Genomic DNA, 24,130 nt, shown 5'->3' on the forward strand with positions numbered 1-24,130 from the left:
CTTAGTCTTATCCCTCTAACCTTATACTTGCCTTAAGGTGTGGGCAGACGCGCGGAAATGTCCCCCCGAATTCCGGGACCCTTTTGGCTGTCCCGCCCCTGGGAGTAGTCATGGGTTTTGGTAGCTACGACGAGTCCGAGCAGGAGAACCAGAATACGGACATCGACGAAGACGGCGCAGTCAACGTCCACGAGAACGACCACGACGGCAGCGTCAACTTCGACACCGACGCCGACAGCGACGAACTCATCGACCAGCTCCAGTCGATGAAAGACGACGAGTAACGCGGCTCCCTCCGTCTCTTCCTGCTTTTGCCGCGCGGCTACACCACTTTCATCATGCGTCGCTCGAAGCGCCCAGTCCGGACTTTCGTCCAGCCACGCAGCGACTCGTCGACGGCCTCGTCGCCGGTGTCCACGCGGAGTACGCCCGTCTCGTCGAGTTTCCGTGGCGACGCGAGCACGCGCACCTCGCTCTGTTCGACGACCGCGGGCGAAATCTGGTGGTTCCCCCGGCCGAAGACGAACCCCTGGCCGCCGATGGGGGAGACGAAAATCACGTTCTCGTCGCCGAGCGTGTCCAGAATCTCGGCCTCGCTGCCGTCGCGGACGACGAGCTCGCCGTCCCGGTAGACGTCGACGCCCAGCGGCGACCCGTCGACGCCGAGCGCGTCCGCCACGTCGCCGAGCGTCCCACCGGGCCCGAGTACGTACGTCACGCCGAGTTCGACTTCCTCGGCGACCGCTTCCGCGAGCGCTTCCGTGCTCCCCGCGTGCACCTGCTTGGCGGACTGGAGGTCCTCCGCCACGGGCACCTCGACGACGCCCCGGAGACGCGTACGCACCTCGCCGCCGCGGTACGCTTCTTCGTCGATGTCGTTGACTTCCCGGCTCTCGGTGTCCTCGAACGTCGCGGCGACCCGGCCCGCTGCCTCCGGGCGCACCGCGAACACCGACGAGTACACCTTCACGCCCGCAGGTACGCCCAGCACAGGCACGTCGCTGTCCACCTCGTCGAGCTCGGTCGCGACGTCGGTCGCGGTGCCGTCGCCGCCGACGAACAGAATCAGGTCGACGCCGCGGTCGACGAACGCGCGCACCGCGTCCTTCGTGTCCGCAGCGGCTGTCTCGTCGCTGTCGGGCTCGCCGACGACCTCGGGGTCGAAGCCCGCCTCGCGCGCCTCCTCGGCACCCATCTCGCCGCCGTACGCCAAAATCTCGGTGTCGGGTGCGCGCTCGCGGAGCGCCACGAGGGCGTCGCGTGCCCGGTCCGGCGCGCGCTGCTCTGCGCCGCGCTCGCGGGCCGCCTCGACGTTCCCGTCCGTCCCCTTCAGGCCGACGCGACCGCCCATCCCGGCGATGGGGTTCACGACGACGCCGACAGTTCGCATACTCTGCCTAGGGTATTCGCGCCGAAAAGCCGACCGGTCGGTCGTTCGAAAGTATCACAGTCGTGGCGTGACGTGCGTACGACGATGCCGACTCCCGACGCCGACATCGCCGAAGCCCTCCGCGACACCGTTGGCGACGCGCTCCGCGTCGTCGGCTTCCACGAGGGGTCCGACTGGCACATCGAGTACATGCGCGAAGACGTCCGCGAAGGGTACGCCGACGCGTCCATCGACGACATCGCCGACGACCTCGTCTTGGACGTGCTCGCTTCGCCCCGCCAGGAGTCGCTGTACGACCTCGGCGACCTCCACGCGACCGTCCGCCTCTTCGAGGACGGCGTGGTCGTGCACGTGCCGACCGACGACCGCTCGGGCTACCTCGTCTCCCTCGACGCCAGCGGCGACTACACTGGGCGGGACGTCGTCGACGTCGTGCACGACGCGACCGAGTGAACCAAGAATTAAGACCGGGCGGCGGGAACTACCGGCCATGAGCTTCCTGCTGGCTGCGACCGATGGCACTGCACTCCCGATAAACTCCGTCGGCTGGGCCGTGACGATACTCGGCCTCGTCCTCGCGGTCGCGTGGACCGCGTACCTCTACCGCTAGACGCGTTCGCGCAGCCACGCGGCTGCGTCGTGGACCGTCTGTTCGTTCTCGTGTTGAATCTTCACGCGCACGCCGTCGCCGGGGTAGCTCCCGACGGTGACGCCGAACTCCGCCTGTAACTCTTCTAGTGGTGTCACCAGCGAACTCTCCGGGGCGTCCACGTGGACGAACTCGACGTGGTTGGTCGTCCCGGTGAATTCGTCGGCGACGGACTCGAACATCGCCTTCATCTCGGCGGGGACGCCCGGGAACACGTACGCGTTCTCCACGACCGCGCCCGGCGCGACGCCCACTTCGTTCTCGAGGAGGCGCGCGTTCTCGGGGAGCGCCGCGGTGCCGTCCGTGAGGTCGGCGAATTGGTAGGTGTCGTGTGTCTGGAAGTACGAGACTGCGTCCGCGTGCTCGACCATCTCGCGGTCGAAGGCGGCCGCGACGCCGTCCATCGTCACGTCGTCGTGGGTCGGGCCGACGCCGCCCGTGACGACGACCGCGTCGTAGCGGTCCGCCAGCGACCCGACTTCGCTGGCGATGGCGTCGCGCTCGTCGGGCACCACCACGACGCGCTCGACGGTCGCGCCCCGCTCGGTGAGGCGTGCGCCCAGCCACGACGCGTTCGTGTTCTCGGTGTCGCCGACGAGGAGTTCGTCACCGACTGTGACCACCGCAACCTGCATGGCCACTCGTATACAGTGGAGGGTGAAAAGTCACGTCCCCGCGGGCTACTGCTCGTAGTCGAGGCCAGACTGCTCGCGTTCGCGCTCCAGCCGGCGGATGCGCAGCCGGTAGTAGACGACGCCGCCGACCGCGACGACCGCCAGCACGCCGACGATGCCGCCGAAGATGTAGAGGTCGCGGTCGAGGTAGTACTCGGCGCTGACAGTGGCGCTGTCTAGGGACTCCCAGCGCAGGTGGACGTGGTTGTCTTCGATGGACTTCTCGTAGCCGCCCGGCGAGACGTCACCGAAGATGGGGAACGACACGCGCATCCCCGGCGGCAACACGACCTCGTGCGAGCCCTCGAAGTCGAGGGGCGCGTTCACCGAGCGCGTGCCGGCCGACCCGGTGTACGCGAACGTGCCGTTCGCCGCGGGCAGGTCGACTACCGTGCGCTGGTCGCGCGTGGAGACGTCGATGGCGTCCGCGCCGACGACGGTGCCGTTCTCGTAGCGGAACTGCACCGCCGAAATTAACACGGGGTTCCGGCCGCCGAACCCGCTCGTCGAGGCGAGGCGCACGCGCTCGGTGCCGTTCACGTCGGCGACGGTCTTGTACTGTTCGCCGGTGACGTTGAGCGTGACGTCGGCGTCGCGGTCCCAGTCGTAGGTCGCGTTCTCCGCGAGTTGCTCGTCGCTAGGCGCGGGTGCGCCGCCGAGACCGGTGCCGGCGCAGCCGGCGAGTGCGACGAGCGCGAGCAGCCCGAGCGCCACCCTGGCCCTGCTCATGGAACGACCGCGAGCAGCTCCGAGGGGAGGTACTCCCCGATGGCCGCGAGCAGGCCGGGCGGGTCCGTGCCCTCGCGGCAGACGATGCTCTGTTCGAGCAGACCGAGGCGTTCGACGGTGACGATGTCCTGGGCGTGGCCGGCGCGGTTGACCGTCGCGCGGACCTCGCCGCGAGTCGCGCTGTTGACGTTCAGGCGGCCGGTGCCGCGCGTCCACTCGTAGAGGCGGTCGCGCTCGACCTCCGCGAGTTCGGCCGGCTCGCCGTACGTGAACCGCAGCGGCACGTGCTGCACGAGCCCGAAGCGCTCGCGAATCTGGGTGGCCGTCCCCGGCCCGAGGCCGAGTTCGTCGGTGGGCACGCGGACGTCCTCGCCCGCGTCGAGCACGAATCCCTCGTCGTCCCAGGATTCGAGCGTGCCGACGTACGTCTCGCCTTCCTCGAAGCCCTCGGTGATTTCGCCCCACGTCTCCGCGAGGACGTTCCGCGCGGCCACCTCGTCGGGACCCTCGAGGGTCACCGTCGGGAAGTCGTCGTGGCGCACGCCGACGTCGTACTCGACGTCGAGTTCACCGACGTCGTTCTCTACTTGCGACCGGAGGCTGTCCAGCGAGCGCTCGCGGGCGTCGCCCTCCACGTACAGTTTGGTTGCGAGGACGACCATCAGGCCCTCACTCCGAGTTCCGCGCGGAGATTCTCGATGCGCTCGTCCATCGCTTCCACGAGGTCGGTGTTCTCCATCGCTTCGACGGGTGACCCGCACTCGGGGCACTCGAAGCCGAGGTCCATCGCCTCCCCGAATTCGAAGCGAATCGAGCACACCTCACAGAGGTAGAACTCGTTCGCTAGTTCGTACTCGCGGCGGTCGACGAGCGCCTCCAGCAGGCGGTCCATCTCCTCGCGGAGGTTCTCCGGGACGTTGTCGTACTCGAACGTCCAGAGGTACGTGAGCCACCCCGAGTCCTCGTCGCGGACGCGACGGTAGGTCGCGAGGTCGTTCTCGTAGAGGATGAACAGCGCTCGGCGCACGTCGTTCAGTTCGAGCCCGAGCCGCTCGGCGAGCTCCTCGTCGGTTACTTCGCCGTCCGGCGGGGACACCGCCACCGGCATCCCCTTCGGCCCGACCAACTCGTGGAGGTACTTCTGAACCACGGGGTCGTCGAGTAGCTCCTCAAAAGCCATTACGTCAAAAAGGGGTCCGCGCCGGCATTAAGTCTTGTCACTCCCCCGTCTGACGGGCGCGGACCGTCAGTCCGCGGTCGCCCCAGCGGCGTCCGCGGTCTGGTCGTCGCGCCACGTGAAGTAGCTCGCCAGCGCGGGGCCGCTGACGTTGTGCCAGACGCTGAACAGCGCGGGGATGAGCGCGGCCGCCGGGTCGAACAGCGACGCCGCGAGCGCGACCGCGAGCCCGCTGTTCTGGAGGCCGACCTCGAAAGTGGTCGTCCGCACGCGGTCCTCCGTCATGCCGAACAGCCGACCGACGCCGTAGCCCGCACCGAGCCCGATACCGTTGTGGAGAACGACCGCCGCCAGCACGAGCACACCCGCGGTGAGGATATTGTCGACGTTCGCGCCGACGACACCCGCGACGATAGCGACGATGGCGACGACGCTAATCACGGGGAAGACGTCGACACCGACCTCGGCCGCCTTCGGCGAGTAGCGGTCGAGGACGTACCGAATCCCGAAGCCGAGCACGACCGGGATGATGACGATTTGGACGATGCTCGTGAACATCTCCATGAACGTCACGTCGATGGCCTCCCCGAGGATGAACAGCGTCCACGCGGGCATCACGATGGGCGCGGCGAGCGTCGTCACCGTCGTGATGGCGACCGACAGCGCGACGTCGCCGCGGCCGAGGTACGACATCACGTTCGACGCAGTACCACCGGGTGCGGCGCCGACGAGGATGAGGCCGACGCCGATGGCGTCCGGCAGGTCGAAGAGGAGGTAGAGCGCGTACGCCGCCAGCGGCATCACGAGCCACTGCGTCACCGCGCCGATGCCCACGTCGACGGGGCGCTCGACGAGGCGTTTGAAGTCCGCGGGCTGGAGCGTCAGCCCCATCCCGAGCATGATGATGCCCAAGAGGGGGTTGACGTAGTTCAGTACCGGGACGAACGCGTCCGGATAGGCGAGCGCGAGGCCCGCCGCCGCTATCACCCAGACGACGAAGTACTTGCTCGCGACCTGTGCCACCCGCGAAATCCCTCCGCTGACACTCATACTCGTACGGCGACGACCCGGAAGGAGAAACTTTCGCCTACTGGCAGTATTGTGGCGTCACTCCTCGTCGACTTCCTCGACGCGCTTGCCCAGCGCCTGCGGAATCACGCGCTGCTCGGCGTTCTCGTACTCCTGGTCGAGTTCCGCGCCGTCGAAGAGGTGGTCGAGGAACACCGCCAGGCCCGCCACCTCCGAGTGGGGCTGGTTCGTGACGCCGACGTTGAAGTCGGCTTCCTCGTACACCTCGAAGGAGACTTTCTCGCCGCCGACGACCACCAGGAGTGGTTGTCGCTGGTCGTCGTGGATGCGTCGAATCTCGCTCTCGACGTCCTGGAGGCGCTCGCCGTACATCGTGAGGTGGACGATGAAGCCGTCCCAGTCGCGGATGAACGCGTCCAGTTCGTCCGTGAGTTCGACGTCGAAGGGGCCGCCGAACCGCTCGGTGATGTCCGCGACCGTCTGCTCGGACTGCCCGGCGTTCCCGGGGAAGACGACGCGGTCCGCGCCGAGCGCGCGCGCCGTCAGGCCGACGTGCGTCGTCATCCGGTCGTCCCGGCCCGGCCGGTGGCCGTACCGGAGCACCGTGACCTCGGGGTATCCCTGCATACGTCCGCAGAATCGTCCCGCCGGGGTACGCGTTTCGACTCGCGCGGTCAGTCGTCGGCGTGCGCGAGTTCGAAGGGGTACGGCGGCAGCCGGAGGTCCTCCAGTTCCGAGAGGTGTTTGACGTTGTAGACGACGCGGAGGTCCTCGGTGGTGGGGACGCCGTTGCAGGACAGCCGGATGTCGCGGTCGACCAGCTCCGGGGAGAGAATGTGGTCGGTGGGCTGGGAGAGGTCGCCGTCGACGACCACGACCGCGCAGTTCGCGCACGCGCCGCCACGGCAGGCGTACGGCCACGCGAACCCGCGGTCCTCGGCGGCTTCCAGGAGCGACTCGCCGGGCGCGACGTCGAATTCGCCGTGGTTGACGGGGTCGAGGCCGGCGTCGGCGGCGCGCTCGAAGAGGTCGTCGTCGCCGAGCGACCAGCCGTAGTCGTCCAGCACGGCGTAGTTCAGGTACTCGACGTGGGTCTCCTCCCACGGCCGGAAGTCGCGTTCGGGGTCGACGCCGTAGTCGGTCGGTGACTCGTCGCCGAAGCCGGCTTCCGTCGCGATGTCAGTGCCGTCGTCGGCGTCCTCGCTGGTGACCTTCTCGTAGGCCGCGCGCACCAACTGGAACTCCGCCGCAGAGCCGCCCTGGTCGGGGTGGGCTTCCTTGACGCGCTCGCGGTACGCGTGCTCGATTTCCCCCTCGCTGGCGTCCTCGTCGACCCCCAGCACGTCGAAGGGAGAATCCATGTTCGACTCGAAGGGCCACACGTTCAAAAGTCTCTCCGCGGCCGCGCTCGTTGCCGGGGCTCGGCAACCACGCTTAGGAGGGAGCCGGGCGCAGCCACGAGCATGCCCGCGTCGAAGCTCTACGCGTTCGATACAGCCGACTGGGACTACGAGTACAGCTCGATGGTCCGCGGCGAGCAGCCCGGCGAGACGTACGCCTCGCCGTGCCCGTGTTACCTCGTCGACCACCCCGAGGGGACGGTGCTCGTGGACACCGGCGTCGACCCGGCGATGGTCGCGGACCCCGAGAACTACGGCAACTACGGCGCACCGCAGGCCGCCGACCACGCCGCGGCCATCGAGACGAACGCCGGCCGCCGCGCGTCCGCGCTGCTCACGGAAGTCGGCTACAGTCCCGAGGACGTCGACGTGGTCGTACTCACGCACCTCCACCTCGACCACGCGGGCGACGTGAAGTCGTTCGCGGACGCCGAAATCGTCGTCCAGCAGGCCGAGTTGGAGTACGCGTGGTGGCCCGCGGACCCGTTCCAGCGCGACCTCTACCTGGAGGGGGACTTCGGCGTGCTGCGCTCCCCGGAGTTCGACGTGACGCCAGTCGAGGGGCGCTACGACGTGTTCGGCGACGGCGCAATCGAGTGCGTCCCGACGCCCGGCCACACCGCCGGCCACCAGTCCGTGAAGGTCGACCTCGAGAACGAGGGGACGGTCGTGCTCGGCGGCGACGTGGCGTTCCTCGAAACCGCCTACGAGGCCGACCGACAGCCGTCGTTCGCGTGGGACACCGAGACCGCCATCGCGACCACGCGCCGCCTCCGGAACGACGCGCAGCGCTGGGACGCCGACGTCTTCCTCTCGCACGACCGCGACCACCTCGACGCCCTCCCGGAGCCGCCTGCACACCTCGACTGAGCGACGCTGCGTGTCACCCATCGGAACGCTCTTGACCGACGGTCCGGTGTCGTCGGGTATGGACCTCACAGGCAAGCGCGTCGTCGTGACGGGTGCCGCCGGACTCGTCGGCTCTCACCTCGCCGCGGACCTCGCGGCCGACAACGACGTGCTCGCGGTGGACGACCTCTCGAAGGGCACGCGGGACCGCGTCCCGGACGACGTGGAGTTCGCGAAAGCCGACGTGCGCGACCCCGACGACGTGAACGACGTGATTACGGCGGACGTGGACATCGTCTTCCACTTCGCGGCGTACACGGACACGAACTACGGCGAACCCCGCCAGCTGTTCGAGGAGAACACGGAGATGACGTACAACGTCCTCGAACGCATGCACGAGGTCGGCGTCGACAAGCTCGCGTTCACCTCCTCGTCGACGGTGTACGGCGAAGCGCCGATGCCCACGCCAGAGGACTACGCGCCCCTCGAACCCATCTCGGTGTACGGCGCGAGCAAGCTCGCCGACGAGGGGCTGATTTCGACGTACGCCAACTCCTACGGCATCCAGTCGTGGGTGTACCGGTTCGCGAACATCGTCGGGCCGCGCCAGCGCGGCAACGTCGTCCCGGACTTCATCGAGAAACTCCTGGCGGACCCGGAGACGCTGGAGATTCTGGGGGACGGCCGCCAGGAGAAGTCCTACCTGCACGTCGAGGAGTGCGTCGACGCCATGACCCACGTCGTCGAGCACGCGGACGACGACTACAACGTCTACAACCTCGGCACGCGCACCACCACCTCCGTCAACCGCATCGCGGACATCGTCGCCGACGAGCTCGACGTCGAACCCGACTACGAGTACACCGGCGGCGACCGCGGCTGGACCGGCGACGTCCCGAAGATGCGCCTCTCCATCGAGAAGCTCTCCGCGCTCGGCTGGGAGCCCAGCCAGTCCAGCGACGAAGCCGTCCGGGAAGCCGCTCGCGGCCTCGTCGAGGAACTGCGCGCGGAACGCGAATGACCACAGAACAGACAAACGAGTCACACGTCGGGAACAAACCCTATCCCGGTGCGGCTAACAGTACGACGTAATGGGCTACGACGTCGCTGAGTTCCTCCCCGTGGAGGAAATTCCCGAGGGTTCGAACCTCCTCGTCGGCGGGCCGCCGCTGACGGGGAAACGCGAGCTCGCGCTCTCGCTGGTCGACGACGGCTGCGAGCGCGACGATGGCGGTATCGTCGTCGGCGCGCACGACAGCACGAAGACCATCCGGAAGCGCGCGCCACACGTCTGGGAGCAAGTGAAGAACGGCCGCGCCGGCATCGTCGACTGCGTGACGCGCCAGCGCGGCGAGTCGGTCCGCGACCAGGACCTCGTGAAGTACGTCTCCTCGCCGGGCGACATCACGGACATGGGCATCCGGCTGGGCGGTATCTTCCAGCGCCTCGAACGCGAGTGCGACCGGGCACGGCTGGACATCTCCACTATCTCGACGATGCTGATGTACGCCGACGTGCGCCGCGTCTACCGGTTTCTGCACGTCTTCGTCGGCCACATCGAGCGGCTGGGCTGGCTCGGACTCGGCGTCCTCGACACCAGCAACCGCGAGAGCTTCGACACGCTCGCGCCGCTGTACGACGGCATGATTCAGACGCGCAGCGAAGAAGACGGCCGCGAACTCCGCGTGGTCGGCCTCGGCGAGTCGCCGACCGAGTGGGTGTCCTACTAGTCGAACTCGCCGGCGAGCTCGTCCGGGTCTTCGGCGACGTCGCCGTGCTCGGCGAAGTTCTCCTCGACGTACTCCAGGAGGGCGTCGACGAGCGTCCCCGTGTCCTCGATGCTCTCGCGGTCGAACGCGACGATGACGCCCGACCACTCGTCGAGGGGTATCTGGACGACGACGACCTCGTGGAACCACCGGACGGTCGCGTCGAGGTGGCCGAAGCGCGCGAACTCCGGCTGTTCGAGTGGGTCGTCGAACCCCTTCAGCACGAAGTTCTTCGCGATTTCCTCGAACTCCGCCTCGGTGTACTCCTCGGAGAGGTCCTCGCGCTGGTAGACGGTCTCGTAGTCGTCGCCTTCGTAGTGGACGGCCGACCTGAGGTCACCGGCGTCGAGCTCGCGCAGATAGCTCGCGAGCGATTCGGCGGGCATACCCCACCGTTCGGCTCCACGGGTGGTTAATCTTCCGTCGCCCGAGAGACGGAAAATCGCCCGCACAGCCGAAGGTTCAAGCGGCCGTCGCACCTTCGGTCGTCTATGCGTATCGAACTGCGGGTGTGCAAACACTGCTACGAGGGCGAACACGGCAACCCAGAGAAGACTGCCGTCACGAAGGACATGGTGGAGATTGCGCGCCGCGTCCGCGAGTACAAGGACCTCATCGGCCTAGACGCGCTGTACGTGACGATGGTCGAGGAGGGCGACCCCGGCGGCGCCGAGGAACTCCCCGCCATCGTCGCGAACCTCGACCACGACCAGGTGAACCTCGCGGACACCCAGCTCGTGATGGAGGACGACGAGGGGAACATGCTCGTCTACCCGGAACCCGAGGACATTCTGGACGTGCTCACGCGGAACATCGACCAGATTAGCCAGCAGACCCGCCAGGACGTCACTGTCGAACTCTCCGAGGAGTCCGCGGAGCTGCTGACGGCGTAACGACTACGAAAAACGGATTTTTTGGCGCGCGATTCAGCCCAGCAACGGCCACGCGAGCAGCACGAGGAACGCCGACACCGCGACCGCGCGCAGCAGGTCCGAGGTCGGGTCGATTTCGTCGTCGAGGTCGCGACCGATCCACCAGACGGTGAACACGCCGCCGACGGAGACGAGCAGTGCGAGCGCGACGTACACGAGGTCGAGTACACCAGCCATGATATCGGCTAACACGACGAGTCCCTTAAACGAACCGGCTGACGGCGAAAAAACGGAGTCGTGGTGTGGTTACTCGTCGTCGCGGGGCTGGCCGCCGTCTGCGGCCGCCTCGGGCTCGGAGTCGTGTTCGTCGCCGGCGACCTGCTGCTCGTAGCGAGCGCGCAGGACGTTGCCGTACGTCGAGAGCACGACGCCCAGCAGCAGCACGAACATCCCGATGTTGACGCCGATTGTGAGCAGGACGCTCGTCGGCCCGCCGCCGGGGGTCAGCCCGGCGGGTATCGGGTAGCCGGAGTCGAAGATGCTCGCGAAGAGCATGCTGACGATGCCGATGACGACGGCAGCGCCGGCGAGGTTCACGGCCCACTTCCACGTGGGGCGCAGCGAGAGCAGCTCGATGCCGGTGCCCTCGTGGTCCTCGTGTTCCTCGTGGGGCATCATCGACTTCGGCACGAACGCCTTCATCTCCACGGGGTAGAACGCGGGATGGAACCCGTGCTCGTAGATGTGGAACATGATACCCATCACCATCACGACTCCGAGCAGGCCGTGGAAGGTGACGAACGCGGTCGCGGTGGCCTTCGACTGGAAGAACTGCGCGAGCCCGACCTTGCTCCAGATGAGCAGCCCGGAAATCATCAGGAGGACGAGCTCGACCGTGAAGATCCAGACGACGCCCTTCCCGACGTACGACAGCAGCGGGACCTCGTCAGAGGAGTAGCCCGCGAACTGGCGCGCGTTCGGGTGGCGTTCGTCGGCACGCCCGAGGACGAACTGCACGTCCTGGATGAACGCCTTCGCGTCCGTCGGCGTCGGGAGTACCGCCTTGAAGTTCTTGCGCCGTCCCGGCCCGATGAGCATCAGTGTCACCCAGAAGACGGTGAGCACGATGAGGCCGAAGCCGGCGATGCGGTGGAGCGCGAGCACGCCCGCGTTGCCGCCCATGAACTCCACCATCCACCAGAGTTCGTCGTTGAACATCACGGAGTAGCCCGTGAAGAACAACAGGAAGACGTCCAGCGCGAGCAGCGAGTGGAAGTACGTCGTGACGCGCGTGAACTTCCCGTGGTCCATGTTCGTCACGCGCTCTCACCTCCGCTGTCCGCGTCGCGGCCGCCGTCCGTGGCGACCTCCGCGGGTTCGTCGTGGTCGCGCATCCGCGCGCCGAGGCGGCGGAACGCGCCCCAGTGCACGAACACGAGCACGAGGATGAACACGCCCATCAGCACGTCGACCGCATGGATGACGACGATGAGCGCGTCGAGCAGCGGGTCGGTGTTGCCGGCGACGTAGTCGGTGCCGACGCCACCGCCTTCGACGGTCGGGTTGACGCGGTACAGCGTCTCGAAGCTCGCGTCGAAGGGGCCGCTGACGTACCAGACGGAGGCGACTGCGACGACGATACCGACGACGGCGCTGACCGCGATGGAGAGCGCCTCCGACATGCCGCGTGCGTCGTCGCTGCGAGCCATCAGTTGAACACCTCCGCGTCCTCGCCGAAGATGACCCCCATGGCTTCGTCGTTGAAGAAGGGGTCACGGTCGCGCTTGTCGAGTTCGTCGGCAATCTGACCGGGCTGGCCGACGAGGATGGCGTCGGTCGCGCACTCTTCGGCGCACGCCGGGCCCTTCCCGACGTTCTGGCGCTCCTCGCACATCGTACACTTGTCCATGATGCCGCCGGTGCCGACGACCGCGTTCCCGCCGTCGTCTTCGTCGGGGAACTGCGGGGCGCCGAACGGACACGCCGACAGGCAGTACTGACAGCCGACGCAGAGGTCCTCGCTGACCTGCACGAAGTCGTCGTCGTTCTTCTGGAGCGCGTCGGTCGGACAGACCGACACGCAGGGGGCGTTCTCGCAGTGGTAACACTGCATCGGGATGGCGGTCTCGCCGGGGAACGCGCCGTCGTCGAGCGCCTGCGAGCTGTTGGCGTTGTAGCCCTCGTCGGCTTGCTCGCCCTCGAACATCGTGGAGATGCTGATGCGCTGTTCCTCCGGGCCGATGTCCCACGTGCGCTTGCACGCGACGACACAGCCACCGCAGTCGATACAGGCCTCGACGTCGGGGAAGATGCGGGCACCTTCGCCGGTGCTGATGACCCCCTGGCTCAAGACCTCACGTTGTGATTGTTGGTTCGATGACATTTGTTACTGAACGGGCTTGTTCTCCCGGACGTCGAAGTCTTTCTGTCGGCCGATACCGTTCTCGTCCTGAGGGAACGAGAACGACGACAGGTCGACGTCCATGTTGAGTTCGTCGACCACGGACTGGGTCGCCTTCCGGATGCGAACCATCGCGGCCTTCGTCTCCTGCATCTGGGTTTCGACGTCGTACCCCGGCGACGTGATGGAATTCACGCTGTCACCGATGGCGTACGGTGCCATCCCGTCCGGGTACTCGTCCAAGAGGCTCTCCCCCTGGAAGATGCCGCCCCAGTGGTACGGGAGGAACGTCTCCTCGGCGTTCGGGCGATTCGTCACGCGCGCCTTCACCAGCACGGAGCCGCGGTTCGTCGTCTCGACGACCACGAGTTCCCCGCCGTCCACGCCGAGCTCCTCGGCCATGTCCGGGTGAATCTCGGCGTACATGTGCGGCTGGAGGTCCGCGGTGAAGATGTTCGACCGCGTCTCCGACCCACCACCCTGGTGTTCGACCTGTCGACCGGTCGTCATGATGGTGTCGATGCCGCCGTCGGAGTCGGCGATGCGGCTCATCGCCTGGTCCTGGACCTCCGCGTTGTTCTGGTCCAGCCGGTAGACGTTGTGCTGCTGGCCGTTCGCCGGCCACTCCTCGGTCAGCTCCGGCTCGGGGCTCTCGATGGGCTCCCGGTGGACCGGCGTCGTGTCGAGGAACTCCCACGCGACCGCACGAGCCCGACCGCGCCCCGTCGGCGGGTCCGGCTGCGGGTTGTCGAACTGCTCCCAGAAGTCGAGGTCGAAGTCGAACTCGTCGCGCTCGTTGAGCGCCACCGCGGTGTCGTACGGCGAGTGGTCCTCGCTGAGCGCGTACTCGAACGGGAGCGACGGTGCCGAGGGGTTGTCGAGGTCCTCGGGCAGCGCCGTCGCGAAGCCCGGGTACTCGGGGACGCCCTCGATTTCGCCGTCGTACCAGTCCGGGGAGAACGACGCCCGGAGCATGTTCAGGGCTTCGTCGCCGCCCTGGTCGTAGGTCGCCTGGAGCGGGTACTCCTTGTCCGTGTCCATCGCCGCCCAGTCGTCGGGCGACGGCGCCTCCGTCCCCCAGCGGGAACGGAAGTCCTGGCCGCCCTCGCGGGGGTCGACTTCGTCGGTCCAGAGAATCGGCGTGCCCGGGTGTCCGTCACCCCAGCACGGCCACGGGAGACTCCAGTACTCGCCGCTGACCGGCGTCCCCGTGTCGTGGGCCTTCGTGTCCTCCTCGGAGAAGGCGTAGTCGTACTCCCGGTGTTGCTGGAGCCGTTCGGGGCTCTGCTGATAGCCGATAGTACGGACGCCGAGGTTGATTTCGCGCAGCGCCTCCTCGTAGGTGGACTTCCCGTTGAACATCTCGGGGCCCGAACCCCAGTCGAAGTGCTCGCCGAAGCCGAGGCGGTCGGCCAGCTCCTGCATAATCTGCAGGTCCGGCTTCGCCTCGTGGCTCGGCGGCCGCACGGGCTCGCTCCACTGCACCGCACGGTGGGAATTCGTGACCGAGCGCCAGTGCTCGTACTGGCTGGCCGCCGGCAGCAGGATGACGCCGTCCTCGCGGTCCGGCAGCACGGACGCCAGCGACGGGAACAGGTCGACGACGACCAGCAGGTCCAGCGCCTCCATCGCCTGGCGCATCCGTGGCATCTCCGAGATGGAGTTCGAGGAGTGCCCCCAGAAGAACGCCGCCTTCACGGGGTTCTCCTGGTAGATTGGCGACTCCAGTAGCCGGTCCTCTTGCGGGAGCGCCGCTTCGAACCAGCGGGCGACCGTCAGCCCGTTCTGGAACATCAGCGAGCGGTCCTCCGCGGAGGCACCAGGGTCGCCGCCCTGCTGCTCGAAGAGGTCCTGCGGCATCGTCTCGAACTTCTGGTAGAGGTCCTGGTAGGTGACGTCGCCGGACGTGGTCTGCGTCTGGTCCCAGACGTCGGCCCAGTACTCCCAGGAACCACGGCTGGAGACGCCGTAGTAGCCGGGGAGAATGTGGCTGGCGACGCCGAGGTCCGTCGCACCCTGCACGTTCGCGTGGCCACGCATCACCTGCAGGCCACCGCCCGAGTGGGCGGCGCTCCCGGAGGCGAGGCTGGTCAGCGCGTACGAACGGATGTTCTGCGTGCCGTTGTTGTGCTGAGTGCCACCCATCGCCCACTCGATCTGGACGTTGGGCTTGTTCTCGATGATGAGGTCGCCGAGTTCCCGGACGCGGTCGGCGCTAATCCAGGTAATCTCCTCGACGGTCTCGGGGTCGTAGTCGTCGAGTTCGCCGTCGACGTCGGGCCACCCCTGCACGCGCTCCTCGAGCATCTCGTCGTCGAGCTCGCCCTGCTCGCGGAGGTACCGCATGAGCCCCATCATCAGCGCGACGTCCGTCCCCGGACGCAGCCGGTAGAAGTCGTCCGCGTGAGCGGACGTCTTCGTGTACCGGGGGTCGACGGAGACGACCGTGCCGCCGCGGGCCTGCCCCTCGAGGATGTGCTGCATCGCGATGGGGTGGGCTTCCGCGGGGTTCTGCCCGATGATGATGTTGAGGTCGAAGTTCCGGTAGTCGTTGACCGTGTTCGTCATCGCACCGTAGCCCCACGTGTTCGCGAGGCCAGTGACGGTCGTGGAGTGGCAGATACGGGCCTGGTGGTCGATGTTGTTCGTGCCCATGAAGGAGGCGAGCTTGCGCGACGCGTACGCCTCCTCGTTGCAGTGGTGGGCACTCCCGAGGAACATCAGGCTGTCTCGGCCGTACTCGTCCCAGATTCGTTCGAGCTCCTCCGTGATGTGGGAGTACGCTTCGTCCCACGTAATCTTCTTCCACTCGCCGCCTTCCTTCCGCATCGGATGTTTCAGACGTCGCTCGGAGTGTTCGCTGCCGTAGATGGCAGCCCCCTTCGAACAGAGCGACCCGTTGTTAATCGGGTTCTCCTCCCAGGGCTCCTGTCCGACGAAAGCGTCACCTTCACGTTCTCCGCGGAAACCACATCCAACCGCGCAGAAGTTACAGATGGTCTTGGTGAGCGTCGAATCGTCGCCGGAGATGTCGGCGCCACCGCTTTCGCCGTCCTGAGCGAGCGTCTGGCCGGTTATCCCGCCGCCGAGGGCGATGCCGCCCGCGAGGGCGCTCGCCTTCATGAACGAACGACGGTCAAGGTCCAGAGAGACCGGTTGTGTACTCATGGTTTAGAGCCTGTCACCGTGTACCACGATTAATGATGGACCAGCCACTTTAGTGTTCCTGCCTGGGCCCGCCATTCTGACCTCCGAATTCCCGGAAGGAAGTGGGGACTGCCGGTTCTTCGTGGGAGTCAGCCGCAACCTCTTTCGGTGGGCGCACGTAACGGCGAGTGAATGAACGTCGGGGCGTTCGTCTGTGGCTGTGGTGGTGCGGTCGACCTCGACCTCGAAGGCGTCCGGGAAGGCGTCCGGGACGTCGACGTCGTCGCGAGCGGGTCGCTCCTCTGTACGGAAGGGCTCCCGAAAGTCCGACACGTCGTCGAGGAGTACGACCTCGACCACCTGATAGTCACGGCCGAGAGCGACAACTGCAAGCAACGATACCGGACGGTGCTCGACGACGCCGGGCTCCACCCGGAAGCAATCTCGTTCGTCAACCACCGCGAGCGCGGCGCGTGGGTCCACGACGAGACCGACGCGACGGACCTCGTCGCGCGGAAAATCAACGCCGCGTACGCCGGCCTCCGCGAAGAGGCACCGCCGCGAACCGTCTCCCGGGAAGCCGGCGACGACGTCGTGGTCGTCGGCGACCCCGAAGCCGCCGAGGCGCTGTCTGACTCCGCGGACGTCACGCTACTGGCCGACGGGAAGGACTTCGCCGACGCCGACTACGACCTCCGCGACGTCACCATCGCTCGCGGCCGCGTCACGGACGTCGACGGCGTCTACGGCGAGTTCGAGTTACAGGTGCAGGCCGGCGTCACCGAAGACTGCATCGACTGCATGGAGTGCGTCAAGCAGGGGCCCGACGAGTACGTCACGAGCCAGCCCGTCGACGTGCTGCCGGGCGCGCCGAACGGCGACTGGGTGGACTGCTGTCCCACGGACGCCATCCACCCCGAAGAGCGCACCGTCGAAGCCGACCAGGTCGTCTACCCGGATGCGTCCCGGGAGACGCGCGGCGGCCGCATGGGCTTCTACACGGGTCCCGTCGACGCCGCGACCGTCGCGGCCGTTCAGGACCTCATCGGTGGCATCGAGAAGCCGCAGTTCCTCGACGTGGAGATGGACGTCTGTGCCGCAGGGGGGTCCAGCCAGCAGGGCTGTACGATTTGTTCGGACGCCTGCCCGCACGGCGCCGTCTCCCGTCCCACCATCGACAGCGTGGAGTTCGACGAAGTGGCGTGTGAGGGCTGTGGCGCGTGTACGAGTGCGTGCCCGACCGGCGCAGTGCGCGCTCGCGAACCCTCGAACGAGCGCATCGCCCGCGAGGTCGAGTCGATGCTCGTCGAGACCGACGACTCCGGACTGCTCTCGTCGTCGGATGGCATCGAGACCGGCGTCGTGGCGTTCGTCTGCGACGAGCGTGCGAGCCGCACGCTCGACGAGTACGGCCGCCGCGCGCGCCAGCAGGACGGCATCGAGTACCCGCCGCTTCTCCCCGTCGAGGTGCCCTGTGCGGACACCGTCGGCGAGGCCCACGTCCTGCACGCGCTCGCTGCGGGCGCTGACGGCGTCGCCATCGTCGGCTGTGGTGGCGACTGCCTGCACTCCGGCCCGGACCCGAAGGCCGAACTCGTGACACGCATGAATCAGGCGACCGAGGACCTCGGGCTCGGCAAGCGCACGGCGTTCTTCGCGCCCGAACCCGGCGAGCCGGAGGCGTTCGTCGAGGACATCAGCCGGTTCGTCGAACTGGGTCTCGACCCGTCGCCGGTGCCGACCGGCCACGAGGCCACCGGCATCGCCGACGCGACCACCGCGAACCCCGAATTCAACACCCACGAGTGGGGGCTCGAGAGCGTGCGCGCCATCGTCCCGCACACCGACCCCCGGGACGTTGTCCGCGGGCTGGAGTCGTTCGGCCGCGTCGAAGTCAACGAGGACTGCACGTTCACGCCGACGTGTTCGAACCTCTGCCCGACGGACGCGCTCCGCCGCGAGGAAGCTGGCCTGGAGTTCGACCACGAGCGCTGCGTGAATTGCGGGCTCTGCGAGGAGGGCTGCATGGAGGACGCCATCCGCGTGGACGGCGGCCTCGAACTCGGCCTGCTCCCCGAGAACAACGACGGGGACGCGTGGACGACCGTCGCGGACGGCGAGATGCGCGAGTGTCGCCGCTGCGGCAAGCCGTTCACCAGCGAGGCGTCCGCACAGAAGATTAGCGAGGAAGTCGGGGACGTCGTCGCGGGCATCGCGCCCGACGCCGACGGCGACGTCTTCGAGTACTGCAGCGACTGCCGCGCGAAACTCGTCTACGACACGTAACCATGAGCTTGGACCAGCAGGCACTCTACGACGCACGACTCGAACTCGTCGACTACCTCGTCGACGCACTCTACGACACCCCCGAGGAGGCGTTCGTCGAACGACTCCTCGACGGCGGTCTCGACACGCCCGCAGACTCCATCAACGACGACCTCGATACGGGCTTCGAGTACCTCCACGACTTCGTCGAGGAGAACGAGGGCCGCGACGTCGAGGCGGTCGTCGACGACCTCGCCAAGGAGTTCACGCGGCTGTTCGTCGGGCCGCGACCGCCCGTCCAGCCCCACGAGACCTACTACCGCGAGGACACCGACTTCCTCTCGTCGGGGCTGGCGGAAGTCGACGCCAGCTACGGCGCCGCCGGCTGGAAGGTGCCCGAGTCGATTAGCGAGGAGGCCGACTACGTCGGCGTCGAACTGCTGTTCCTCCGGAACCTGCTGCGCCGCCAGCAGGCCGGCGAGGAGGAAGCCGTCGGCTTCGAGCGCGTGTTCCTCGACGAACACCTCTCGACGTGGCTGGACGCGTACCTCGACGACGTCGTGGACGCCACCGACGAGCCGTTCTACCTCGCCGCGGTCCACGTGCTCCGCGGGTTCGTGGAGTTCGAACGCGACCTCGTCGCGTAAAAAAGAACTACTCGTCGTCGTTGTCGCCGGCTTCTTTCTCCGCGTCGTTGATTTCGCCGGGGGCGACGGCGTGGTCCGTGACGTCCTCGCCTTTGTACTGCATCGCGCGGCCCTTCGGTTTCCAGCCGGACTCTTTGTGTGCCATGCTATGCCGTAGAGCGGGGGGCGTAGAAAACGTTGCGGTCGCCTACTCCGTCGGCGGCGCGTTCGGCGGGCGCTCCTCCTGGTCGTAGTTGTCGAGGAACACCGTCGCGAACAGGTCGGCGTACATCGACAGCACGTCCTCCGGGTCGACGCCGACTGATTCGGCTTGCTGGTCGAGGAACGCCGCGAGCTCGTCGGTCGGCTCGTAGGTGACCGTCCGCTCGTCGACGTCGAAGTCGACGTCCTGCTCGCCGGAGACGAGGTGTTCGACCTCCAGGAGCGCCTGCTCGACTTTCGTCTCGAGCGCGTCCTCGCGGTCGCTCATGCGTTTCTCCGCCCACTCGTCGGCGGCCGCGACGAGGCGGTCGCTGGCTTCGAACTGCATCAGAAGCTCAGCCCCTCGCCCTCGAAGGCGACCTGCCACGTCGTCACTTCCTCACAGACGGGACACTGGCGCGTCGTCGCGTTCGTCTCGCAGCCCGGCATGCGGGTCATGTTCTCGCACTGCGAGCATTCGTACATCATTGCGGCGGGAACGACTCGGGGGTGGGTTCGCTCTCGCCGGCCTCGCCGTAGACGTAGACGACGCCCGCGCCGAACCCGAGCAGCACGAGCAGCCCGAGTGCGCCGCCGACGAACGTCTGACCGACGTAGGGACCGACGACGCCCGAGTACGCCTGCGTGAGGTTCACTACGTTGAGCGCAGTGACGATGGTCCACAGCAGGACCAGCAGTACCGCGACGGGGAGCCACCCGGTCTGGTCGATTGCCTCTCTGAGACTCATGTCCGGAGGGATGGGCTCTCGCGTAAAAAATCATTCCCCCTCGGAACGTCACTCCCAGCCGCCGTCAGTCGTCGAGTTCCCAGCCAGCACTCTCCGCGGCGTCGGCGAGGTCGACGAACTCCCAGCCGGCTTCCTCGGCAATCCACTCCTCGCCCTCGACGCCGACGACGACCATCCGCTCGGAGTAGAACATCGAGTGTTCGCCGATGGCCGCGAGCCGCTCGGCGGGGCCGTCCCCGGAACCGTTGAAGAAGTCGATGTCGAGCTGGTGCTCGCGCAGGAACGAGTTGATGGCGTGCGCCGGCATGTCGCCCACCAGCCCCACCCAGTCGGACCACTCGTTCGTCTCCGCGAGCGCGATGCGCGGGTCGACGAGGCGCTGGACGGCCTCGTACGTGTACGCGGTCGCCATCTCGTCGACGCCCCCGCCGTGCGGCCCGCTGGCCTCGGGCGCTTCCGCGCGGTCCTCCGCGGGGCCCGCGCCGCCGCCCGAGCCACCGTGCTCTTTCGGGATGCCCGCGGGGCTGTTCGAGGATTCGTAGGGAACGTGCGGGATACGGTCGCCCTGCGAGTCGCCGGACGACTCCGCAGCAGCGTCGTCGCTGCTGGGTTCCGTCGCCGTCCCGCCGCCGCTGCTGCTGTCGGCGGCCGTGCCACCGACGTCGCCGTCGATGTCGTCGGACGCGTCCTCGCGCCACAGCCAGTCGCCGTCGTTGCCCTCGTCTTCCTCGGTCTCCACCTCGACGTCGTCTAGGTCGATTCGTTCTGTCACTGTGTAACCTCCGTCAAGTCGAGTCGGTCCAGCGTCGCCTCGGTCGGGACACCCGCTGCCGACCAGCCGCGGGCGTCGTAGTACGCGTCTAGCATCGCGTCGAACCGCTCCCGGTCGACGGCCGCGCCCTCCGCGGGGCCGTCCGGCAGCGGCACGGTCATCGCCTCGGGGAGCGCGTCGTCCTGCCGGTCGTGGCCCTCGCGGACGTTGAACAGCCGCGTGAGGTTCCACGCGCGCTCGCCGAGGTCGGCCAGCGACTCCGCCGTGGCGTCCACGCCGACCGCGCGCAGCCAGCGCGCGCCCTGCTCGGGTGCCGCTTCGCCCGCGAAGTCGTCGGCAACGAGACACCAGCGCGCACTCCGGGCGTTCTGCTCGCTGACGACGGCCTGCACGCGGTCCGCGTCGCTCCACGACTCGGCGGCGACGGCGGCCTCCTCGATGGGGCGAGCGCGCCGGTGGCACGCCCCGCGGTCGCTGGTCGCGTACGCCAGCGCCATCGCGGGGGCCGCCCGCGGGTCGTACGTCGGGAGTTCCATCGCCTTCACCGCGGGAATCAACTGGTCGAAGCCGAGTCGGTCGGCGGCCGCGACGACGCCGTCCGCGAGCGCGTCCCCGAGGTCCGTCTCCCGGGTAGCGACCTCGCGGATGAGCCGCCGCGCGCCCTCGGGGTCGCCGAAGTCGACGTCCCTGTCGAGGGCGCCGCGCTCGCTCGCCCGGGCGGCGAACGCGACCGCGCTCCCGGCGCTGATGACGTCCACACCGAGGCGGTCGCAGAGTCCACCTAACTCCGCGACCGCGTCGAAGTCTCTGATGCCGAGGCCGGCGCCCAGCGTGATGGACGCCGCGCCCCGAGGGACCGTCTCGCCGTCGCCGTCGGGCACGCGGAACCCGCCCGGCACGGCCTCGCCGGGTCGCTCTCGCCCGACGCTGGCTTCGCGGACGGCCTCGATGCCGACGTCGTCGGCCCCGTCGAACGTCCCCGACTGCCAGCCCCGCGTCGGGAGCGCGCCGACTTCGTCGGCGAAGTCGACGGATTCGAGGGTCTCGCTGGCGGCCTGCCAGCGCCCGACTTCCGCGTCCGCGAACTCCTCGTTCGCGGCTTCCAGTTCCGACGGGGTCTTGGGTGCGTCGCCGCGCGCGACGACGGCTTTCAGTCCTTTCGCGCCCATCACGGTGCCCGCGCCGCCGCGACCAGCGTGGTGGTCCCCGCCGTCCGTCGCGACCGTCGCGAACCGGACGCCGTGCTCGCCCGCAGGGCCGACGCACGCGACCGCCGCGTCCGGATACTGGGCGTCGGTCTCGGCGGCGTCCATCCCCGCGAGTTCGGGCGCATCCTCGATGTGTGCGGTGCCGTCTTCGACGACGAGGACGCCCGGTTCGTCGCGCTCCCCCTCGACGAGGACGAGCAGACAGTCGTCGAGGCTGCCCGCGAGCCGCGCGGCGAAGTCGCCGCCGGCGTACGAGTCCAGAAACGCGTCCGTGAGCGGGGACTTCGTCACGACGGCGAACCGGGGTTCGCCGGGCGCACGCCCGGTGAGCGGGCCGACTGCGAACGCGAGCAGGTTCTCGGGGCCGAGCGGGTCGACGCCCGCGTCGGTGTCCGCGAGCAGGTAGCGCGCGGCGAGGCCCTTCCCGCCGACGTAGCGCTGTCGCCACTCGGGCGGAATCTCCTCGCGCGACACGGTCCCCTCGCCGAGCCGCACGCGCAACACGTGGTCCCCGACCATGCCCGAAGGCAACGGTTGCGCGGGGTTAAGCATTGTCGCTCCGGAGCGTTCAAGCGACTGGCGCGCCGACCTTCTCTCGTGCGCTCAGCAGTCGTGCTCGCGGGTGGCCGCTCGACCCGGTACGGCGACGGCGACAAGGCGCTGGCCGACCTCGCCGGGACGCCGATGCTCCGCCGGGTCGCCGACCGCCTCGCCGACGTCACCGACGAACTAGTCGTGAATTGCCGCGACGACCAGCGCGGCCCTCACCGCGACGCTCTCGACGGCTACTCGAACCCCGTGAAGGTCGCGGAGGACCCCGAACCCGACGAGGGGCCGATGGCGGGCATCGCCGCGGGTCTCCGGGAAGCCGGCGGCGAGTACGCGCTCGTCGTCGCCTGCGACATGCCGTTCGTCGACCCGGCCGTCGTCGACCTCCTCTTCGACCGCGCCGCCGGCCACGACGCCGCCGTCCCCGAGATGGACGACGGCTGGTACCAGACGACGCAAGCAGTCTACCGCGCCGACGCGATGGCCGCGGCCTGCGCGGACGCCCTCGACCGCGGCGACCGCAAGATTCTCGCGCCGCTCGAATCGCTGGACTGGGTCGCGGTCCCGGAGCGCGACGTGGCGGCGGCTGGCGACCTCGAATCCTTCGAGAACCTCAACACCCGCGAAGCCGTCGAAGCCGCGGCCGAGCGGTTCGCCCCGCAGTAGTCCCTACGGGTCCGGATTACGTCGCTCGCGGCAGTGTGACCGAGAAGACGCTGCCAGTCGGGTCGTTGTCCGCGACCCGAACGTCGCCGTCGTACTGTTCGACCAGCGTCTGGACGAGGTGTAGTCCCATCCCCGTGCCAGAACTCCCGAGCCCCTTCTCGCCCTCCTCGAAGATTATCTGCTTCTGGTGGTCCGGGATACCCGGGCCGTTGTCCGCGACGTGGACGTGGACGGCGTCGGGAGCCGTCTCGCAGCGTATCTCGACGGCGGGGTCGTCGGTGTCGTTGTGCTCGACGGCGTTGTTGAGGAGGTTCCGGAACACGGACCCCAGCATCTCGTTGGCCGTCACGTCCACGTCCGGTATCTCCCCGTCGACGACGAACGTGGCGTCGGGGTAGGACTCGCGGCGGACGTCGAGGACGTGCTGGAGCGTCTCGCGCAGCGAAACCGGCTTCGTTTCGAGGTCTTGGTCGTCGGTCACCGTCTTCGCGTACTCACCGGCAATCTCCGTGAGTTCGAGGACGTGCTCGGCGGCGTCGGCGATTCGCTCGAGGTGTGGGCGTCCCTCCTCGGTGACGTGGGGCTCGAGTAGTTCTGCCCACCCGGCGACGACGTTCACGTCGTTGCGGATGTCGTGGCGGAGAATCCGGTTGAGCGCGTCGAGTTCGTTCTCGCGGCGCTTCTGCTCGGTGATGTCCGTCGAGATGCCGACGACCCGGACGACGTTCCCCTCGGCGTCCCGAACCGGAATCTGGCGGTTTTGCAGCCACCGCACCGACCCGTCCGGGCGGACGATGCGACCCTCGTAGGTGTCCTCGATTTCGTCCGGGTCGGCCTGTTCGAGATTCGAGCGGACGCGCTCGCGGTCGTCGGGGTGAATCGTCTCGACGAGCCGCCCGGTTCGTTCTCGATTTCCTCGGGCGGGATTCCCCACACGTCCTCGAAGCCGTCGCTGATGTAGTCGAAGTCGCCCCGTTCGGACGCGACCCAGACCGCGACGCCGTCGAG

Annotated in this window: 29 protein-coding genes; 9 read left to right on the forward strand and 20 right to left on the reverse strand. The window is 68.0% G+C overall.

All coding sequences use genetic code 11. The features are described from left to right. Window positions 1-110: 110 nt before the first annotated feature. Window positions 111-284: a DUF5786 family protein gene (locus tag LPA46_RS03375; protein WP_230891375.1), complete on the forward strand. Its 174-nt coding sequence runs from the start codon at window positions 111-113 to the stop codon at window positions 282-284. 38 nt (window positions 285-322) lie between these two features. On the opposite strand, the gene LPA46_RS03380 is transcribed toward LPA46_RS03375, so the two are convergent. Next, on the reverse strand, window positions 323-1,390 hold the full coding sequence (locus LPA46_RS03380; protein ID WP_230891376.1) for an ATP-NAD kinase family protein: 1,068 nt from the start codon (window positions 1,388-1,390) through the stop codon (window positions 323-325). Between the two features lie 84 nt (window positions 1,391-1,474). On the opposite strand from LPA46_RS03380, the gene LPA46_RS03385 reads away from it, so the two are divergent. Then, window positions 1,475-1,843, forward strand: coding sequence for a DUF7522 family protein (locus LPA46_RS03385; protein ID WP_230891377.1), 369 nt, complete (start codon window positions 1,475-1,477; stop codon window positions 1,841-1,843). A 153-nt stretch (window positions 1,844-1,996) separates the two neighbouring features. Here LPA46_RS03385 and LPA46_RS03390 read toward each other — a convergent pair whose 3' ends face one another. The 7 genes from LPA46_RS03390 to fer all read right to left on the reverse strand — a co-directional run bounded on the left by LPA46_RS03390 (window position 1,997) and on the right by fer (window position 7,009). Further along, window positions 1,997-2,674 carry a competence/damage-inducible protein A gene (locus LPA46_RS03390; protein WP_230891378.1) on the reverse strand — a complete coding sequence of 226 codons (678 nt, stop codon included), beginning with the start codon at window positions 2,672-2,674 and terminating at the stop codon, window positions 1,997-1,999. A gap of 45 nt (window positions 2,675-2,719) precedes the next feature. After that, complete coding sequence (locus LPA46_RS03395; protein WP_230891379.1) at window positions 2,720-3,442, reverse strand: DUF5803 family protein; 723 nt, start codon at window positions 3,440-3,442, stop codon at window positions 2,720-2,722. Then, the gene (locus LPA46_RS03400) at window positions 3,439-4,104 is read right to left on the reverse strand and encodes a DUF2110 family protein (protein WP_230891380.1); all 666 of its coding nucleotides are present in this window, start codon (window positions 4,102-4,104) and stop codon (window positions 3,439-3,441) included. The genes LPA46_RS03395 and LPA46_RS03400 overlap by 4 nt, the downstream gene beginning before the upstream one ends. Continuing rightward, the gene (locus LPA46_RS03405; RefSeq protein WP_230888531.1) at window positions 4,104-4,622 is read right to left on the reverse strand and encodes a transcription factor; all 519 of its coding nucleotides are present in this window, start codon (window positions 4,620-4,622) and stop codon (window positions 4,104-4,106) included. Before LPA46_RS03405 ends, LPA46_RS03400 begins: the two co-directional genes overlap by 1 nt. A 66-nt stretch (window positions 4,623-4,688) precedes the next feature. Next, entirely contained in the window at window positions 4,689-5,669 is a 981-nt protein-coding gene (locus LPA46_RS03410; protein WP_230891381.1) for a bile acid:sodium symporter family protein, read from the reverse strand. 57 nt (window positions 5,670-5,726) lie between these two features. After that, entirely contained in the window at window positions 5,727-6,275 is a 549-nt protein-coding gene (locus LPA46_RS03415; RefSeq protein WP_230891382.1) for a tRNA (cytidine(56)-2'-O)-methyltransferase, read from the reverse strand. Window positions 6,276-6,322: 47 nt separating this feature from the next. Further along, on the reverse strand, window positions 6,323-7,009 hold the full coding sequence (gene fer / locus LPA46_RS03420; protein WP_230891383.1) for a ferredoxin Fer: 687 nt from the start codon (window positions 7,007-7,009) through the stop codon (window positions 6,323-6,325). Between the two features lie 102 nt (window positions 7,010-7,111). On the opposite strand from fer, the gene LPA46_RS03425 reads away from it, so the two are divergent. From LPA46_RS03425 to LPA46_RS03435, 3 genes are all read left to right on the forward strand, one after another. Continuing rightward, window positions 7,112-7,918 (forward strand): N-acyl homoserine lactonase family protein, encoded by an 807-nt coding sequence (locus LPA46_RS03425; RefSeq protein WP_230891384.1) that lies wholly within the window; start codon window positions 7,112-7,114, stop codon window positions 7,916-7,918. Between the two features lie 58 nt (window positions 7,919-7,976). Beyond that, window positions 7,977-8,918: an NAD-dependent epimerase/dehydratase family protein gene (locus tag LPA46_RS03430; RefSeq protein WP_230891385.1), complete on the forward strand. Its 942-nt coding sequence runs from the start codon at window positions 7,977-7,979 to the stop codon at window positions 8,916-8,918. A gap of 70 nt (window positions 8,919-8,988) precedes the next feature. Then, complete coding sequence (locus tag LPA46_RS03435) at window positions 8,989-9,627, forward strand: RAD55 family ATPase (protein ID WP_230891386.1); 639 nt, start codon at window positions 8,989-8,991, stop codon at window positions 9,625-9,627. Here LPA46_RS03435 and LPA46_RS03440 read toward each other — a convergent pair. Next, window positions 9,624-10,052: a DUF7522 family protein gene (locus LPA46_RS03440; protein ID WP_230891387.1), complete on the reverse strand. Its 429-nt coding sequence runs from the start codon at window positions 10,050-10,052 to the stop codon at window positions 9,624-9,626. The two genes, LPA46_RS03435 and LPA46_RS03440, sit on opposite strands and share 4 nt — an antisense overlap. Window positions 10,053-10,157: 105 nt before the next feature. Here LPA46_RS03440 and LPA46_RS03445 point away from each other — a divergent pair, with 105 nt between their 5' ends. Beyond that, the gene (locus LPA46_RS03445; protein ID WP_230891388.1) at window positions 10,158-10,559 is read left to right on the forward strand and encodes a hypothetical protein; all 402 of its coding nucleotides are present in this window, start codon (window positions 10,158-10,160) and stop codon (window positions 10,557-10,559) included. A gap of 33 nt (window positions 10,560-10,592) precedes the next feature. Here the strand turns inward: LPA46_RS03445 and LPA46_RS03450 are convergent, their stop codons facing one another. The 5 genes from LPA46_RS03450 to LPA46_RS03470 all read right to left on the reverse strand — a co-directional run bounded on the left by LPA46_RS03450 (window position 10,593) and on the right by LPA46_RS03470 (window position 16,107). Then, window positions 10,593-10,775, reverse strand: a complete 183-nt coding sequence (locus LPA46_RS03450) for a hypothetical protein (protein ID WP_230891389.1) — start codon at window positions 10,773-10,775, stop codon at window positions 10,593-10,595. A gap of 69 nt (window positions 10,776-10,844) precedes the next feature. Further along, on the reverse strand, window positions 10,845-11,858 hold the full coding sequence (locus tag LPA46_RS03455) for a cytochrome b/b6 domain-containing protein (RefSeq protein ID WP_230891390.1): 1,014 nt from the start codon (window positions 11,856-11,858) through the stop codon (window positions 10,845-10,847). Continuing rightward, window positions 11,855-12,247 carry a hypothetical protein gene (locus LPA46_RS03460; protein WP_230891391.1) on the reverse strand — a complete coding sequence of 131 codons (393 nt, stop codon included), beginning with the start codon at window positions 12,245-12,247 and terminating at the stop codon, window positions 11,855-11,857. The genes LPA46_RS03455 and LPA46_RS03460 overlap by 4 nt, the downstream gene beginning before the upstream one ends. Further along, window positions 12,247-12,921 (reverse strand): 4Fe-4S dicluster domain-containing protein, encoded by a 675-nt coding sequence (locus tag LPA46_RS03465; protein ID WP_330166317.1) that lies wholly within the window; start codon window positions 12,919-12,921, stop codon window positions 12,247-12,249. The genes LPA46_RS03460 and LPA46_RS03465 overlap by 1 nt, the downstream gene beginning before the upstream one ends. A 3-nt stretch (window positions 12,922-12,924) precedes the next feature. Next, window positions 12,925-16,107, reverse strand: a complete 3,183-nt coding sequence (locus LPA46_RS03470; protein ID WP_230891393.1) for a molybdopterin oxidoreductase family protein — start codon at window positions 16,105-16,107, stop codon at window positions 12,925-12,927. A gap of 171 nt (window positions 16,108-16,278) precedes the next feature. On the opposite strand from LPA46_RS03470, the gene LPA46_RS03475 reads away from it, so the two are divergent. Next, a complete protein-coding gene (locus tag LPA46_RS03475) occupies window positions 16,279-18,372 on the forward strand; it encodes a hydrogenase iron-sulfur subunit (RefSeq protein WP_230891394.1) in 2,094 nt (697 codons plus the stop codon). 2 nt (window positions 18,373-18,374) lie between these two features. Beyond that, a complete protein-coding gene (locus tag LPA46_RS03480; protein ID WP_230891395.1) occupies window positions 18,375-18,998 on the forward strand; it encodes a TorD/DmsD family molecular chaperone in 624 nt (207 codons plus the stop codon). A gap of 7 nt (window positions 18,999-19,005) precedes the next feature. Here the strand turns inward: LPA46_RS03480 and LPA46_RS03485 are convergent, their stop codons facing one another. The 5 genes from LPA46_RS03485 to LPA46_RS03505 all read right to left on the reverse strand — a co-directional run bounded on the left by LPA46_RS03485 (window position 19,006) and on the right by LPA46_RS03505 (window position 22,426). Further along, a complete protein-coding gene (locus tag LPA46_RS03485; RefSeq protein WP_230891396.1) occupies window positions 19,006-19,143 on the reverse strand; it encodes a hypothetical protein in 138 nt (45 codons plus the stop codon). Window positions 19,144-19,185: 42 nt separating this feature from the next. Next, entirely contained in the window at window positions 19,186-19,527 is a 342-nt protein-coding gene (locus tag LPA46_RS03490) for a hypothetical protein (RefSeq protein WP_230891397.1), read from the reverse strand. A 136-nt stretch (window positions 19,528-19,663) separates the two neighbouring features. Continuing rightward, window positions 19,664-19,927: a hypothetical protein gene (locus LPA46_RS03495; RefSeq protein ID WP_230891398.1), complete on the reverse strand. Its 264-nt coding sequence runs from the start codon at window positions 19,925-19,927 to the stop codon at window positions 19,664-19,666. Between the two features lie 64 nt (window positions 19,928-19,991). Further along, window positions 19,992-20,699 carry a DUF7124 domain-containing protein gene (locus tag LPA46_RS03500; protein WP_230891399.1) on the reverse strand — a complete coding sequence of 236 codons (708 nt, stop codon included), beginning with the start codon at window positions 20,697-20,699 and terminating at the stop codon, window positions 19,992-19,994. Continuing rightward, on the reverse strand, window positions 20,696-22,426 hold the full coding sequence (locus tag LPA46_RS03505; protein WP_230891400.1) for an aldehyde ferredoxin oxidoreductase family protein: 1,731 nt from the start codon (window positions 22,424-22,426) through the stop codon (window positions 20,696-20,698). Before LPA46_RS03505 ends, LPA46_RS03500 begins: the two co-directional genes overlap by 4 nt. A gap of 78 nt (window positions 22,427-22,504) precedes the next feature. Between LPA46_RS03505 and mobA the strand changes: the two genes are divergently transcribed. Continuing rightward, entirely contained in the window at window positions 22,505-23,122 is a 618-nt protein-coding gene (mobA, locus tag LPA46_RS03510) for a molybdenum cofactor guanylyltransferase (protein WP_230891401.1), read from the forward strand. Between the two features lie 16 nt (window positions 23,123-23,138). Here the strand turns inward: mobA and LPA46_RS03515 are convergent, their stop codons facing one another. Further along, the gene (locus tag LPA46_RS03515) at window positions 23,139-24,056 is read right to left on the reverse strand and encodes a sensor histidine kinase (RefSeq protein ID WP_230891402.1); all 918 of its coding nucleotides are present in this window, start codon (window positions 24,054-24,056) and stop codon (window positions 23,139-23,141) included. Window positions 24,057-24,130: the final 74 nt, after the last annotated feature.

The organism is Halobacterium sp. KA-6 (genome assembly GCF_021029015.1).
In the GTDB taxonomy this organism is placed as follows: Archaea; Halobacteriota; Halobacteria; order Halobacteriales; family Halobacteriaceae; genus Halobacterium.

Bases quoted from the DNA above. Each gene is read 5' to 3' on its own strand.
- LPA46_RS03440 (WP_230891387.1), bottom strand. From the start codon at position 10,052: ATGCCCGCCGAATCGCTCGCGAGCTATCTGCGCGAGCTCGACGCCGGT.
- LPA46_RS03435 (WP_230891386.1), top strand. From the start codon at position 8,989: ATGGGCTACGACGTCGCTGAGTTCCTCCCCGTGGAGGAAATTCCCGAG.
- LPA46_RS03485 (WP_230891396.1), bottom strand. From the start codon at position 19,143: ATGGCACACAAAGAGTCCGGCTGGAAACCGAAGGGCCGCGCGATGCAG.
- LPA46_RS03390 (WP_230891378.1), bottom strand. From the start codon at position 2,674: ATGCAGGTTGCGGTGGTCACAGTCGGTGACGAACTCCTCGTCGGCGAC.
- LPA46_RS03470 (WP_230891393.1), bottom strand. From the start codon at position 16,107: ATGAGTACACAACCGGTCTCTCTGGACCTTGACCGTCGTTCGTTCATG.
- LPA46_RS03480 (WP_230891395.1), top strand. From the start codon at position 18,375: ATGAGCTTGGACCAGCAGGCACTCTACGACGCACGACTCGAACTCGTC.
- LPA46_RS03475 (WP_230891394.1), top strand. From the start codon at position 16,279: ATGAACGTCGGGGCGTTCGTCTGTGGCTGTGGTGGTGCGGTCGACCTC.
- LPA46_RS03505 (WP_230891400.1), bottom strand. From the start codon at position 22,426: ATGGTCGGGGACCACGTGTTGCGCGTGCGGCTCGGCGAGGGGACCGTG.
- LPA46_RS03490 (WP_230891397.1), bottom strand. From the start codon at position 19,527: ATGCAGTTCGAAGCCAGCGACCGCCTCGTCGCGGCCGCCGACGAGTGG.
- LPA46_RS03495 (WP_230891398.1), bottom strand. From the start codon at position 19,927: ATGAGTCTCAGAGAGGCAATCGACCAGACCGGGTGGCTCCCCGTCGCG.
- LPA46_RS03465 (WP_330166317.1), bottom strand. From the start codon at position 12,921: ATGTCATCGAACCAACAATCACAACGTGAGGTCTTGAGCCAGGGGGTC.
- LPA46_RS03395 (WP_230891379.1), bottom strand. From the start codon at position 3,442: ATGAGCAGGGCCAGGGTGGCGCTCGGGCTGCTCGCGCTCGTCGCACTC.
- fer (WP_230891383.1), bottom strand. From the start codon at position 7,009: ATGGATTCTCCCTTCGACGTGCTGGGGGTCGACGAGGACGCCAGCGAG.
- LPA46_RS03375 (WP_230891375.1), top strand. From the start codon at position 111: ATGGGTTTTGGTAGCTACGACGAGTCCGAGCAGGAGAACCAGAATACG.
- LPA46_RS03425 (WP_230891384.1), top strand. From the start codon at position 7,112: ATGCCCGCGTCGAAGCTCTACGCGTTCGATACAGCCGACTGGGACTAC.
- LPA46_RS03400 (WP_230891380.1), bottom strand. From the start codon at position 4,104: ATGGTCGTCCTCGCAACCAAACTGTACGTGGAGGGCGACGCCCGCGAG.
- LPA46_RS03450 (WP_230891389.1), bottom strand. From the start codon at position 10,775: ATGGCTGGTGTACTCGACCTCGTGTACGTCGCGCTCGCACTGCTCGTC.
- LPA46_RS03380 (WP_230891376.1), bottom strand. From the start codon at position 1,390: ATGCGAACTGTCGGCGTCGTCGTGAACCCCATCGCCGGGATGGGCGGT.
- LPA46_RS03410 (WP_230891381.1), bottom strand. From the start codon at position 5,669: ATGAGTGTCAGCGGAGGGATTTCGCGGGTGGCACAGGTCGCGAGCAAG.
- LPA46_RS03385 (WP_230891377.1), top strand. From the start codon at position 1,475: ATGCCGACTCCCGACGCCGACATCGCCGAAGCCCTCCGCGACACCGTT.
- LPA46_RS03415 (WP_230891382.1), bottom strand. From the start codon at position 6,275: ATGCAGGGATACCCCGAGGTCACGGTGCTCCGGTACGGCCACCGGCCG.
- LPA46_RS03405 (WP_230888531.1), bottom strand. From the start codon at position 4,622: ATGGCTTTTGAGGAGCTACTCGACGACCCCGTGGTTCAGAAGTACCTC.
- LPA46_RS03430 (WP_230891385.1), top strand. From the start codon at position 7,977: ATGGACCTCACAGGCAAGCGCGTCGTCGTGACGGGTGCCGCCGGACTC.
- LPA46_RS03460 (WP_230891391.1), bottom strand. From the start codon at position 12,247: ATGGCTCGCAGCGACGACGCACGCGGCATGTCGGAGGCGCTCTCCATC.
- LPA46_RS03445 (WP_230891388.1), top strand. From the start codon at position 10,158: ATGCGTATCGAACTGCGGGTGTGCAAACACTGCTACGAGGGCGAACAC.